10 protein-coding genes are annotated in these 12,425 nt (G+C 69.3%); 5 read left to right on the top strand and 5 right to left on the bottom strand.

The genetic code is table 11. The annotated features are described in order from the left end of the window. Positions 1 to 20: 20 nt before the first annotated feature. Positions 21 to 1,172 (bottom strand): DUF3616 domain-containing protein, encoded by a 1,152-nt coding sequence (locus tag HLB44_RS26545; protein ID WP_246312492.1) that lies wholly within the window; start codon positions 1,170 to 1,172, stop codon positions 21 to 23. Between the two features lie 222 nt (positions 1,173 to 1,394). Further along, positions 1,395 to 2,789: an ethanolamine permease gene (gene eat / locus HLB44_RS26540; protein ID WP_173129846.1), complete on the bottom strand. Its 1,395-nt coding sequence runs from the start codon at positions 2,787 to 2,789 to the stop codon at positions 1,395 to 1,397. Positions 2,790 to 2,807: 18 nt separating this feature from the next. Between eat and HLB44_RS26535 the strand changes: the two genes are divergently transcribed. Both HLB44_RS26535 and HLB44_RS26530 read left to right on the top strand, forming a co-directional pair. After that, positions 2,808 to 3,101 carry a DUF6345 domain-containing protein gene (locus HLB44_RS26535; protein ID WP_281375234.1) on the top strand — a complete coding sequence of 98 codons (294 nt, stop codon included), beginning with the start codon at positions 2,808 to 2,810 and terminating at the stop codon, positions 3,099 to 3,101. A 12-nt stretch (positions 3,102 to 3,113) separates the two neighbouring features. After that, entirely contained in the window at positions 3,114 to 3,275 is a 162-nt protein-coding gene (locus HLB44_RS26530) for a hypothetical protein (protein ID WP_173129841.1), read from the top strand. A gap of 137 nt (positions 3,276 to 3,412) precedes the next feature. Here the strand turns inward: HLB44_RS26530 and HLB44_RS26525 are convergent, their stop codons facing one another. From HLB44_RS26525 to HLB44_RS36825, 3 genes are all read right to left on the bottom strand, one after another. Continuing rightward, positions 3,413 to 3,859: a hypothetical protein gene (locus HLB44_RS26525; protein ID WP_173129838.1), complete on the bottom strand. Its 447-nt coding sequence runs from the start codon at positions 3,857 to 3,859 to the stop codon at positions 3,413 to 3,415. 32 nt (positions 3,860 to 3,891) lie between these two features. Then, a complete protein-coding gene (locus HLB44_RS26520) occupies positions 3,892 to 4,959 on the bottom strand; it encodes an extracellular catalytic domain type 2 short-chain-length polyhydroxyalkanoate depolymerase (RefSeq protein ID WP_173129835.1) in 1,068 nt (355 codons plus the stop codon). A gap of 131 nt (positions 4,960 to 5,090) precedes the next feature. Next, positions 5,091 to 9,305 carry a beta strand repeat-containing protein gene (locus tag HLB44_RS36825; RefSeq protein WP_217283812.1) on the bottom strand — a complete coding sequence of 1,405 codons (4,215 nt, stop codon included), beginning with the start codon at positions 9,303 to 9,305 and terminating at the stop codon, positions 5,091 to 5,093. A 280-nt stretch (positions 9,306 to 9,585) separates the two neighbouring features. Between HLB44_RS36825 and HLB44_RS26510 the strand changes: the two genes are divergently transcribed. From HLB44_RS26510 to fahA, 3 genes are read left to right on the top strand one after another with little or no spacing between them, the layout of a single operon-like run. Then, a complete protein-coding gene (locus tag HLB44_RS26510) occupies positions 9,586 to 10,326 on the top strand; it encodes a TetR/AcrR family transcriptional regulator (RefSeq protein ID WP_173129832.1) in 741 nt (246 codons plus the stop codon). After that, positions 10,323 to 11,129, top strand: coding sequence for a cyclase family protein (locus tag HLB44_RS26505; protein ID WP_173129829.1), 807 nt, complete (start codon positions 10,323 to 10,325; stop codon positions 11,127 to 11,129). The genes HLB44_RS26510 and HLB44_RS26505 overlap by 4 nt, the downstream gene beginning before the upstream one ends. After that, entirely contained in the window at positions 11,123 to 12,424 is a 1,302-nt protein-coding gene (gene fahA / locus HLB44_RS26500) for a fumarylacetoacetase (RefSeq protein WP_173129826.1), read from the top strand. Before HLB44_RS26505 ends, fahA begins: the two co-directional genes overlap by 7 nt. Position 12,425: the final 1 nt, after the last annotated feature.

The raw sequence follows: 12,425 nt of genomic DNA, 5'->3' as shown, positions 1-12,425 counted from the left end.
TCGTCCCAGGCGGCCGAGCGCTATTCGAGCCGCAGCAGATCCCGCAGCACCACGTGTTCGCCGATCAGGCGGTGCTCGCTGGGCGCGTCATGAAGCACCAGCCACGATCGTTTTCCACGCTGCAGAACTTCGGGCGCCTCGCAGAAGGCTTCGGCGCGATCGCCGCCGCGCGCGTGCGGCAGCTCCACGGGCGCATCGAAGGTCTCCTGGAAACGCACCGCGGCCCGGTTGTCCTTCAGCGCGCCGAGTGCGCCGGGCCATCGGATGAGGCGAATGTCGCCGTCGAGCACCATCGTCGGTCCGGCGAGGATGAAGAGGTCGTCCCCGGCCACATGCAGGTCGCGCACGCCCAGCCCGCCGAGCTGCAGGAAGCGCTTGCGCACCAGCGTGCCGTCGTCATCCAGCGGCACCAGCCGAAGCCAGTCGCCTGATGGCTGGACGCACAGCTCCAGCAGCAGGGTCCAGCCGCGCAGCACCGGGCCGCGCAGGCCAAGCAGCAGGTGCGAGCCGATCACCGCCAGGCCCTCGATGTCGAAACCATTGTCCTTGCCGGGAATGGCCAGGAAGGGGCCGACATGCGGATCGTCGGCCAGCAGCTTCGTCAGCTGGTTCTCCTGCGCATCGCCCTTCAGGCGCATCGCGCGGCGCCCATCGGCCGCCTGGCGCACGAGGATCGGTTCGCCATTGGCGTCGGTGTCGATGGGCACGCGCGCCAGCAGGCGGCGGTTGCCGTCGAGCGTGACGCGGGCCAGCAGCTTCGCGTTGCCAGCGTCGTCCTTCAATGAACGCCGAAGGTGAACGCGCATCGCACAGTTGCCGTAACCGCGAGCGGCGACAATGCGCGCATGCAATCCCGAACCAAGGTCCGCGTCGTGCCGTTCGGCGCCGAGCGGTTTCTGCCGCGCATGCCGCGCGACGGCCAGGTCATCGGCGTCGTTCAGCGCGGATGGACCATCGGCGCGCTGGTGCGGCAGACGGACGGCTCGTACGCGCAGGTCAACGGTGACGTCGTGCAGCCCCTCAACGCCTCGAGCATCGAGCATGAGCTGCGCAAGATCAGCGGTGGGCGGCGGCCGATGGGTCCGACGCCTGCGGCCCCGGTGGTCCAGGTTCGCCGGCGGCGCAGGGTTGATCCGGCGCTGGCAGCCAAGGCCTGAGCCCCCCGGCGCCATCGGCACCGCGGTACTCCGTGTCCCAGGCGAGGTACCTGAGAAATGGAGTACCCTGGCGTCCTCTTGGCAACGGTGAAAGGGGGTGATATGTCTTCAATCTCTTGGTCCGAGAGGGATCTCACTGCGTGATGTAGCCAGGTCCCGACCAGACCCGCGGGCGCTCCCCACCCCTGGTGGGCAGCGCCCGTGTCACGTTCAGGGTCGGATCCGCCGCCGCGCCCGCTACTCGACCACCCTGGCGCCTCGGTGCAGCATCTCGTCGACCGGCGCGCCATCGCGCGCGGCCTGGGTCAGGCGGAAGTAGACGTATCCGACGCCGACCATCGCGGCGAAGGCGACGAACAGCACGGCGTTGTAGTAGATCATCGCCGCCAACGCGACCAGCGCGAGCAGCAGCGCCAGCGCCGGGAACAGCGGGTAGAAGGGGACGCGGTACGGCCGCTCGAGCTGCGGCTCGCTGCGCCGCAGCTTGAACAGCGCGGCCATCGACGCGATGTACATCACGATCGCGCCGAAGACCGACATCGTCAGGATGCTGGCCGTCAGCGAGCTGTTGTTGTAGCTCACCGCCTCGTCGGAAAAGATCGCCGCGATGCCGACCGCGCCGCCGGCCAGGATGGCCCAGTGCGGCGTCTGGAAGCGCCGGTTGACGGCCGCCAGCGCGTGCGGCAGGTAGCCGGCGCGCGCCAGCGCATAGACCTGGCGCGAGTAGCCCATGATGATGCCGTGGAAGCTGGCGATCAGCCCGAACAGGCCGATCCACACCAGCATATGCAACCAACCCGAGTTCTCGCCGACGACGACCTTCATCGCCTGCGGCAGCGGGTCGTTGATGTTGCTGATCTTGCGCCAGTCGCCGACGCCGCCGGCCGCGACCATCACGCCGATCGCCAGTGCCACCAGCGTCAGGATGCCGGCGATGTAGGCCTTCGGGATCGTGCGGCGCGGGTCCTCGGCCTCTTCGGCGGCCATCGCCGCACCTTCGATCGCGAGGAAGAACCAGATCGCGAACGGTACCGCCGCGAACATGCCGCCGATGGCCGCCGGCGTGAAGCCGTCCTGGCCGGCCCAGCCGTGCGCGACGAAGTTGGCCATCGAGAAGCCGGGCGCGACGACGCCCATGAAGACCAGCAGCTCGAAGATCGCGAGCAAGGTGACCACGAGCTCGAAGGTCGCCGCGATCGACACGCCGATCAGATTCAGCGTCATGAAGATGGCATAGGCGGCCACCGCCACGTGCTTGGGATTCAACGCCGGGAACTGCACGTTCAGGTAGGCGCCGATGGCCAGCGCGATCGCCGGTGGCGCGAACACGAACTCGATCAGGGTCGCGATGCCGGCGATGAAGCCGCCATTCGGCCCGAACGCGCGGTGTGCATAGGCGAACGGCCCGCCGGCATGCGGTATCGAGGTCGTCAGCTCGGTGTAGCTGAAGATGAAGGTGGTGTACATCGCCGCGATCACCAGCGACGTGACCAGGAAGCCCAGCGTGCCGGCGCTGCTCCAGCCGTAGCTCCAGCCGAAGTACTCGCCGGAGATCACCAGCCCGACGGCGATGCCCCACAGGTGGATCGTCTTCAGCGAACGCTTCAGTTCCCGCTTGACCCGCTGCGTCATCGCACCTCCTTGGGTGTTATGTCGACGTGCATTCTGCACGCCCTTCACTACATGCTCGGCTTCGACACGATCTGCGGCGACAGCGGCGATCGCGGAAGAAAGTTCGCAGAGCGGTTGAACAGCGGATGGACGATCCGCGACGCCTGGATTCGCGCCTGCACTGAAACCGAAGATTCCGACACCGATTGGGCCGATCTGCGCGCCGACGCCTCGGGAACCGACACCTTCAACGATCACTGGCATGGCAAGGGCTTCGTCAGCGCGGACCCTGTCAGCCCGACATCGCGCTTCTACCTGCGCGGCGCCTGCTGAGCGGAGTCGACCATGAACGAACTCTTCAAACTGCCGGCCAGCCTGCCGAGATTGCCGGGGAAGATACCCATGTTTCACGCAACTCGGTTCGACTCCATGAGCAGCCGAAACAGCAAGTACTCCAAAGCACGCTACGGCATGACTTCCGCCGCCACGTCGTCGCCGTCGACATGACGCCGGAACAGGCGAAACGGGCCGACGCGGTGGCCAACCCACGCGCCTGCCGCATGTTCTGACGGGTGGAGCCGACTCTCTCGACGTCATGATGTCGCTCGAAGTCTGGTACCAGACGCGGCCGATTCACGCGACCGTCAGTCCCCCGCAGCGGCCTGCTTGCGCGACAGCCAGTAGCCCCAGTTGACCTGCGCGTTCTCGACCAGCTCGATCACGTCGGTGAGCTGGTCCTTCACGAGCGCGTTGAAGCGCGCAGCGACATCGAATTCCTGGTCCACCACCTTGGCGACGGTGTTCGCCTGGCCGAGTTGCGCGTAGTCCTGCAGCAGCGCCGTGCAGCCGTCGAGCCAGGCACGCTGCTGCTGCTGCAGGCGCTCGGCCACCGCCGACTGCAGCGCCCACAGCTCGTGCCAGGTGGCGGCGTCGCCGGCATGCCAGGGCAGCGTCGCCGCGGCAGCGGCGTGCACCCCCGCAGCGCGCCAGCCCATCTGGCCGAACAGCCAGTGCGCCTTGTGCGCGCGCAGCAGCGGCTGCGCCGCGGGCGCCGCGGCAGGCGCATCGCCGCGGGAAACTTCGAGAGTCATCGTCTTCTCCTCGAATGAAGGCGGCTTCGCGCTCAGCCGCCCAGGCGCTGCAGCATGCGATGGATCGCCTGGATCTGGATCGCGCTGCGCGAGTGGTAGTCCGGCCGCTCGGCGCTCGGGCTGGAGTAGCCCCACCAGTCCCAGCAGCCCTCGGGGTTCTGCGTCAGCGCACTGTCGCGGCCCTCGGCCTGCGGGTACAGCACGATGATGTGATTGCTGTCGGCGATCGTGTTGTAGCCGGTGCTGGTGATGTAGCGGTTGCCGTACGGCGGCACGTTCGCGCTGTCGGGCCGGCCGTTGACGAAGTCGGTGTAGTTGTAGCCCTGCTTGCAGCCGTGCAGCGCAATGTGCACGCGGGCCGGCGCGCCCTGCTCCACCGCGCGCGGCACGTAGGCGTAGCCGTAGGCGCTCATGCTGGCGCGCTGCTCGTTGCCGAAGAACTCGGTCTGGTCGAAGCGCACGAGCCGGCCGTCCGGCCGCTCGGCCGGCGGCTTCAGGTCGCCGTGGATGTGGCGCAGGATGTCGTGCGATTGCATGTAGCCGGCCCGGTTGATGTACGGCGGCTGGTTGGCGCCGAGCGGCGAATCCTCCGGGTTGTCGGTGAGGATCGCGTGGCCGGCCGGCACGTCATCGACATAGCGGATCTGTGCCGCGTGCACGCCGAGCAGCTCGTAGAAGCGCCGCGTGCGCGCGACCACCGGCGACGCGACGACCTTGTCCTCGCTGCCGGTGAAGATGTAGACGCGATGGCCGCCCAGGTGCGCGATGTCGTCGATGTCGCCGTCGAGGGCCGCCTGCCGCGCCAGCTGCGCCAGATGCGCCGCATCGGGCGCTGCCTGCGGCACCAGCGGGTTCATGCAGATGTACAGCGAGCTCTGCACGTAGGCGTCCTCGGCCACCAGCGCAGCGGCGCGGTAACTCTCGGCACAACGGTACGGACCGCCGGCGATGATGCCGGCGCCGGCGAAGCTGGCCGAATGCGCCAGGTGCAGCTGCACCGTCATGAACGCTCCGGACGACAGACCGGACACCGAGCTCTGCCCGCGCTGCACCTTGTAGGCGCCCAGCTGCACCACCTTGGACTCCGCGCTGATCGTCATCGCCACGCTCCCTTTGCATGTTTGGAGCGGGCCAATCTAGCGCCGATCGGTGAACAAATGGCGACCTGTGCAGCAAGTGGACTCGGGATGGCGCCGGCGCACTCGTTCGCCTATGGCGCCAAGCCCATGACTCAGCCCCCGAGCAGGCCGGCTGCGAAGCCGATCGCCGCCGCCGGCCCCAGGCCTTCGATCGACACCTCGCCGTTGAGCAGCACGTCGACGCCGGGGCCGCCGATCAGGTGGTCGAAGCCCGCGCCGCCGTCGAGCACGTCGTTGCCGCCACCGCCGGTGAGCCGGTCGTCGCCGTCACCGCCGTTGAGCACCAGCTGGATCGCGCCGGCCGGGAGCCGGCTGGCATCGACCGTGTCGTTGCCGCCCAGGCCTTCGAAGACCAGGCGGTCCCGGTCGGCCTCGAAGCCCTTGATGTTGATGAGCTTGCCCCCGCTACGCAGGACCACCGTGCCGTCCGCCTGCATGATCACCACCACGGTGTCGTTGCCGTTCGTGCCGTCGACGACGACGGTATCGGCCTGCCCGTCGCCGCCGCCACCGGCCGCCGCGAGGTCGATGCGCACGCGTTGCACGTCGGTCCCGGCCAGGTCGCGCACGCGGATGGTGTCGGCGCCGCCGAGCGCGTTGATCTCGATGGTCTCGACATCGTCGCTGTCCATCGTGATGTTGCCGACGTCGCGCGTCAGCCGATGGCGCCCGCCGTTGGCCAGGACCTCGAAGTTCTCCGACGCAGCGCTGCCGTCGAACTGCAGGATGTCGAAGCCGGCCTGGCCTTCGACCACGTCGCTGCCGTCGCCCGGGTTCCAGACGAAACGGTCGTCGCCGGCGCCCAGGAACGCCACGTCGTTGCCCTGGTTGCCGTCGATGAAGTCGTTGCCGTCGCCGCCGAGCAGCGTGTCGATGCCGTTGCCGCCGAGGATCCTGTCGTTGCCGGCACCGCCGTCGACGATCATCTGGATCAGCGCCGAGAGGTTGCCGGTGGCGCTGAACTCGTCGTCGCCGCCGTTCATGTTGACGACCAGCTTCTCCATCGTGCCCATGTCGATCGAGAACGGGGCCGGATCGAGCCGGTCGAAACGCACGCGCGTGCCGTTGGCAGTGGCGGTGAAGATCTCGCGCCCACCGCCGCCGTTGACTTCCGTCGTGTCGATGCCGGCGCCGCCTTCGTGCAGGTCGGTGTCGTCGCCCGGGTTCCAGATCAGCCGGTCGTCGCCGGCCTCGCCGAACATCTGGTCGTCGCCATCGCCACCGGTCAGCACGTCGTTGCCGTCGCCGGCGTAGAGCTGGTCGTCGCCGCCCTTGCCCAGCACCGTGTCGCTGCCGTCGCCGCCGAACAGCAGGTCGCCGCCCGCGCCGCCGGTCACCGCGTCGTTGCCGCCGCCGCCGTACAGCGCGCCCGCGGGCAAGGCACCGTCGGCCTCGTTGAAGGTCAGGGTGTCGTTGCCTTCCAGCCCGAAGGCGCGGACCAGCGCGGTGTTGGCCACGCTGGCGCTGCCGGCCGGCGCGCCGTTGAACAGGATCTGACCCGCCGCATTGCGGCTCACCACGAGCTGATCGTCGCCGGCGTTGCCGGTCTGCGTGGCAACCGCTTGCGCACTGAAGGTGCCGCTGCCGCCCTGGATCACGATGTTGTCGCCGGTGCCGCCGTCCAGCACGTCGGTGCCCGGCCCGCCGAGCAGCACGTCGTTGCCCGCGCCGCCGGCCAGCGTGTCGGCGCCGTTGCCGCCGACCACGATGTCGTTGCCGTCGCCGGCGTCGACCGTGAGCTGCAGCGCCGCCGCATTGATCTGCGACGCGTCGATCACGTCGTTGCCGCCCAGGCCGTTGATCGTGATGCGGTCGTTGTCGATCTCGAAGTTGTCGATCACCACCTCGGTTGCCAGGCCGCTGACCACCAGCGAGCCGTTGCGCAGCGACAGCGTGATCACGTCGTTGCCGGCGGTGCCCTGCACTGTCACGCTGTCGGCCGCCGCATCGGTGGTCGTGCCGTTGAGCACGCCGGAGAGGTTGATGCGCACCTGCTGCAGGTCGGTGCCGCTCATGTCGTTGACGACGATGCGGTCGGCGCCGCCGAGGGCGTTGAACTGCAGCGTCTCGACGTCGTTCATGTCCATCAGCACGTTGGCGATGTCGCGCAAGAGCAGCGCCCGGCCGCCGTTGGCCGAGATCGTCACCTGCTCGGCCGCGTTCGAGCCGTTGAACAGCAGCGTGTCCTTGCCGGCCTGGCCTTCGAGGGTGTCGTTGTCGTCGCCCGGGTTCCACACGAACAGGTCGTCGCCGGCGCCCATCAGCGCGACGTCGTTGCCGTCGCCGCCGTTGAACAGGTCGCCGCCCTGGCTGCCGATCAGCAGGTCGTCGCCGAGGCCGCCGTTGAGCGTCAGCTGCATGCCGTCGGCCGCGAGCGAGCTGGCGTTGATCACGTCGTCGCCGCCCAGTCCGTTGACCACCAGCCGGTCGTTCGCCGCTTCGGGCGAGAGCATGTTCACCTGCGCCTGCAGGCCGGACACCGAGACGCCACCGGCATTGCCGGCGACGGTGATGGTGTTGTCGGCCTGGCTGCCGTTCACCGTGACCGTGTCCGCCGCGCCGTCGCCGCCGCCGTTCGGACCGCGCAGGTCGATGCCGATCAGCGTCGCATCGGTGCCGGAGAGGTCGCCGACGACGATGTTGTCGGCCCCGCCCAGTGCGCGGAAGTCGATCGACTCGACGTCGTCCGTGTCCATCGTCACGTTGGCCACGTCGCGGTTGAACCGCACGCGGCCGCCGTTGGCCGTGATGTCGATGCTCTCGGCGATGTTGGCGCCGAAGAACAGCATCGTGTCGGTGCCGGCCTGGCCTTCGATCGTGTCGTTGCCGTCGCCCGGATTCCACTGGAACACGTCGGCACCGGCGCCCATCAGCGCGAGGTCGTTGCCGTTGTCGCCGAAGACGAAGTCGTTGCCGTCGCCGCCGAGGACCGTGTCCGCGCCCTGGCTGCCGTTGATGGTGTCGTTGCCCGCGCCGCCGTCGATCGTCAGCGTGACGACGCCGGCCGGCAGCGCGGTGGCGGTGATGGTGTCGTCGCCGCCGAGGGCGTTGACCACCAGCGCGTCGTTGGCGCCTTCGCTGTTGGTCACCGACACCTGCGCCGCGACCCCGGTGACGTTGAACGCCGTGCCGGCGCCGGTGACGGTGATCGCGTCGTTCGCATTGCGGCCGGTGACGGTCACGATGTCGGCCGCCGCGTCGCCCGCGGTGCCGCCGATCACGCCGGCCAGGTTGACCTTGACCTCCAAGATGTCAGTGCCGGTCATGTCGTTGACCGTCAGCGTGTCGGTGCCGCCCAACGCGTTGAGCTCGACGATCTCGAGATCGTTCAGGTCCATCACGATGTTGCCGAGGTTGCGCGTGAAGAGGGCACGCGCGCCGTTGGCGCTGAGCGCGAAGATCTCGTTGCCCGCGCTGCCGTTGAACAGCATCGTGTCGCTGCCGTCCTGGCCTTCGACCACATCGCTGCCGTCGCCCGGATCCCACTGGAAGATGTCGTGGCCCGCGCCGAGCAAGGCCACGTCGTTGCCCTGCTGGCCGTCGATGAAGTCGTTGCCCTCGCCGCCCAGCAGCGTGTCGATGCCGTTGCCGCCGAGGATCCTGTCGTTGCCGGTGCCGCCGTCGACGGTGATCTGGATCAGCGCCGCGAGGTTGCCGGTGGCGCTGAACTCGTCGTCGCCGCCGTTCATGTTGACGACCAGCTTCTCCATCGTGCCCATGTCGATCGAGAACGGCGCCGGATCGAGCCGGTCGAAGCGCACACGCGTGCCGTTGGCGGTGGCGGTGAAGATCTCGCGCCCGCCGCCGCCGTTGACTTCGGTCGTGTCGATGCCGGCGCCGCCTTCGTGCAGGTCGGTGTCGTCGCCCGGGTTCCAGATCAGGCGGTCGTCACCGTCCTCGCCGAACATCTGGTCGTCGGCGTCGCCGCCGGTCAGCACGTCGTTGTCGGCACCGCCGAACAGGAAGTCGCTGCCGCCTTTGCCGAGCAGCACGTCGTTGCCGCTCTGGCCGAACAGCTGGTCGTTCCCCGAGCCGCCGGTCAGCGTGTCGTTGCCGGTGCCGCCGAAGTGGTTGACCCGCGGCAGCGCGCCCAGCGCTTCGTCGAAGGTGACGACGTCGTTGTCGCCCTGCGAGAAGACCTGGACCAGCGAGGTGTTGGCCACCGTCGGCGTGCCGCCGGTGATGGCGACCGCGCCGCCGTTGATCAGCAGCTGGCCCGCGGCATTGCGGCTGATCGTGATGGTATTGCCGAGGTTGTCGCCGATGACGGACAACACGCCGTTCGTGAAGGTACCGGTTACAGCCATGGTCTGGCTCCTTGTTGTGCAGTTGTGGAAGGTCGAAGGGGCCACGCCGCCTCAGTGATTCGGGCCGCTTCGTGGACCCCGCACCTACGGGATTGCCCCGCAGCGCGGACGCAGCGCCGCGTGCAAAAGATCACGTCATTCGGCCGCAATCGTGTTTGTACGTATGTACAAATATGCTGTACGGTCGTACAAATCGGTCATGCGATCGACTGCCCGCCCTGCCGCTGTACGACCCGCGCCGCGCACCGGGTGCCCGGCGGTCGCGCCGCAGAATCGGCCCATGAAGAACGCCGCCAAGAACGCCGCCGCCACGCGCCCGGCCCCGCGCCGTCGTGCCGCCGCGGCGCAGGACAAGCCGGACCGCCGGCAGGCCATCCTGCTGGCCGCCGAGAAGCTGTTCGGCCTGGCCGGCTACAACGCGGTGTCGATCCGCGACATCGCCGCCGAGGCCGGCGTGCCGCTGGCGCTGGTGGGCTACTACTTCGGCGCCAAGCACGAGCTGTACTTCGCGATCTTCGAGTCGTGGCAGCCGACGATCGACGAGCGCCTCGCGCGGCTCGCCACGGCGGCCGCCGACCCACGGGCCAGCGACGCGCTCGAGCGCATCGTCGATGCCTTCGTCAGCCCGGTGATCGAGACGCACGCCAGCCCCGAAGGCCAGTACTTCGCGGTGATGGCCGCGCGTGACCTGGCGTCGCCGAGCCCCGAGGCGGCCGCGGTGCAGGCGCGCTTCTTCGACCCGATGGCGCACGCCTTCGTCGATGCGCTGCTCGCCGCCTGCCCCGGCGCCACGCGCGCGCAGATGGCCTGGTGCTACCAGTTCGCGCTCGGCGCGATGCTGCACTTCCTGCTGTCGGCCGAGCGCGCGCAGCGGCTGGCCGGCGAGCCGGCCTCGCCGCACGATCCCGCCGCCCGCGAGTGGCTGCTGCGCTTCATCGCCGCGGGCTTCCGCGGTGTCCTGCCCCCCAAGCCTGCGTCGGCGCCGAAGAAGCGCCCATCGACCGCCAGGAGCCCTGCATGACCCCTCGTCGACAGTTCATCGACATCTCCATGCATCTGGAGAACGACGTGCCCTCCGACCCGCCGGGGCTCGGACCGCAGATCCGCTACATCGACCACGAGATGAGCTACGAGGACCTGGCGCAGTTCTTCCCGGGCCTGCAGCGCAGCGACCTGCCCGACGGCGAGGCCTGGGCGGTCGAGGACGTCAAGCTCAACACGCACAACGGCACCCACCTCGATGCGCCCTACCACTTCGCCTCGACGATGGACGGCGGCGAGCGCGCGATCGCGATCGACGAGGTCGATCTGAACTGGTGCTTCCAGCCGGGCGTGAAGCTCGATTTCCGCCACCTGCCCGACGGCTACGTCGTGCAGCCAAAAGACGTGGAGGCAGAGCTCGCGCGCATCGGCCACGTGCTGAAGCCGCTGGAGATCGTCGTGGTCAACACCCGCGCCGGCTCGGCTTACGGCACGCCCGAGTACACGCGCGCCGGCTGCGGCATGGGCTACGAAGCCACCATGGTCCTGCTGGAGCGCGGCGTGCGCCTGACCGGCACCGACGCCTGGAGCTGGGACGCGCCCTTCGCCTACACCGCGCAGAAATACGCCGCCACGCGCGACGCCTCGCTGATCTGGGAAGGCCACAAGGCGGGGCGCGACATCGGCTACTGCCACCTCGAGAAGCTGCACAACCTGGAGGCGCTGCCCGCCACCGGCTTCACCATCGCCTGCTTCCCCGTGAAGATCCGCGGCGCCTCCGCCGGCTGGACGCGCGCGGTGGCGATCGTCGACGACGCGCTGATGGCCGCGCTGCGATGCTGAACACCACCCACGATCCGCAACTGACGAGCTGGGTCGCGTCGGCCAACCGACCCGACGCCGACTTCCCGATCCAGAACCTGCCGCACGGCGTGTTCCGCCGGCGCGGCAGCGGCGAGGCCTGGCGCGGCGGCGTCGCCATCGGCGACCAGGTGCTGGACTTAGGCCCGGCCGCTGCGCTCGGCCTCTTCGACGGCCTCGCGGCCGAAGCCGCCGCGCTGGCCGCCGCACCGCAGCTCAATGGCCTGATGGCCGCGGGGCCGGTGGCCTGGTCGGCACTGCGCGCGGCGCTGTCGCAGGCGCTGCGCGAGCGCGCGCCGCAGGCCGCGCGGCTGCGCGAATGCCTGGTGCCGCAGGCCGATGCCGAACACACGGTGCCGGCGCAGATCGGCGACTTCACCGACTTCCTGGCCTCGTACGACCACATGGTCAACGCCGGCCGGATCTTCCAGCCGGCCCATCCGGAGCTGCCGAACTTCCGCTGGCTGCCGATCGCCTATCACGGCAGATCCTCGTCCATCGATGTCAGCGGCACGGACTTCCCGCGCCCGCTGGGCCAGACGCGCGCGCCGGGCGCCGCGGCGCCTTCGTTCGGCCCGTCGCAGCGGCTGGACTACGAGCTGGAGATCGGCGCCTTCGTCGGGCCGGGCAATGTGCGCGGCCGGCCGATCGCGGTCGGCGATGCGCAAGCGCACCTGTTCGGCATCGTGCTGCTGAACGACTGGTCGGCGCGCGACCTGCAGGCCTGGGAAGCCCTGCCGCTCGGGCCCTTCATGGCCAAGAACTTCCTGACGACGATCTCGCCCTGGATCGTCACGCTCGAGGCGCTGGCGCCGTTCCTCTGCGGTTTGCCGCGACGCGCCGAGGCCCCCGAGGAACTGCCCTACCTGAGGCTGCCGCCGGGCCGCGAGCACGCCGCGTTCGACATCCAGTTGGAAGTCGCTCTGCAGACCGCCACCAGCGCCGCGCCGATGCCGCTGACGCGCCGCAGCGCACGCCACTTCCACTGGTCGCTGGCGCAGATGCTCACGCACCACGCCAGCAACGGCTGCAACCTGCGCCCGGGCGACCTGATCGGCAGCGGCACGCAATCGGGTCCGAACGACGACGAGAAGGGTTGCCTGCTCGAGCTGAGCCACGGCGGCCAGCGCCCGATCCGGCTGCCGAACGGCGAAGAACGCGCCTTCCTCGAGGACGGCGACACCGTGGTGATGCGCGGCTGGTGCGAGCGCGACGGCTTCGCGCGGATCGGCTTCGGCGAATGCCGCGGGACGGTACTGCCCTCAGGGGCGCACTGAC

Source organism: Pseudaquabacterium terrae (genome assembly GCF_013266755.1).
In the GTDB taxonomy this organism is placed as follows: Bacteria; Pseudomonadota; Gammaproteobacteria; order Burkholderiales; family Burkholderiaceae_C; genus Pseudaquabacterium; species Pseudaquabacterium terrae.
Note: the sequence above shows the minus strand (reverse complement) of the source record. Positions and strands in the feature narration are given on the sequence as shown.

Coding starts and splice junctions, on each gene's coding strand:
- HLB44_RS26545 (WP_246312492.1), bottom strand. CDS start 1,172: ATGGCGCCGGGGGGCTCAGGCCTTGGCTGCCAGCGCCGGATCAACCCT.
- fahA (WP_173129826.1), top strand. CDS start 11,123: ATGCTGAACACCACCCACGATCCGCAACTGACGAGCTGGGTCGCGTCG.
- eat (WP_173129846.1), bottom strand. CDS start 2,789: ATGACGCAGCGGGTCAAGCGGGAACTGAAGCGTTCGCTGAAGACGATC.
- HLB44_RS36825 (WP_217283812.1), bottom strand. CDS start 9,305: ATGGCTGTAACCGGTACCTTCACGAACGGCGTGTTGTCCGTCATCGGC.
- HLB44_RS26525 (WP_173129838.1), bottom strand. CDS start 3,859: ATGACTCTCGAAGTTTCCCGCGGCGATGCGCCTGCCGCGGCGCCCGCG.
- HLB44_RS26520 (WP_173129835.1), bottom strand. CDS start 4,959: ATGACGATCAGCGCGGAGTCCAAGGTGGTGCAGCTGGGCGCCTACAAG.
- HLB44_RS26530 (WP_173129841.1), top strand. CDS start 3,114: ATGAACGAACTCTTCAAACTGCCGGCCAGCCTGCCGAGATTGCCGGGG.
- HLB44_RS26535 (WP_281375234.1), top strand. CDS start 2,808: ATGTCGACGTGCATTCTGCACGCCCTTCACTACATGCTCGGCTTCGAC.
- HLB44_RS26505 (WP_173129829.1), top strand. CDS start 10,323: ATGACCCCTCGTCGACAGTTCATCGACATCTCCATGCATCTGGAGAAC.
- HLB44_RS26510 (WP_173129832.1), top strand. CDS start 9,586: ATGAAGAACGCCGCCAAGAACGCCGCCGCCACGCGCCCGGCCCCGCGC.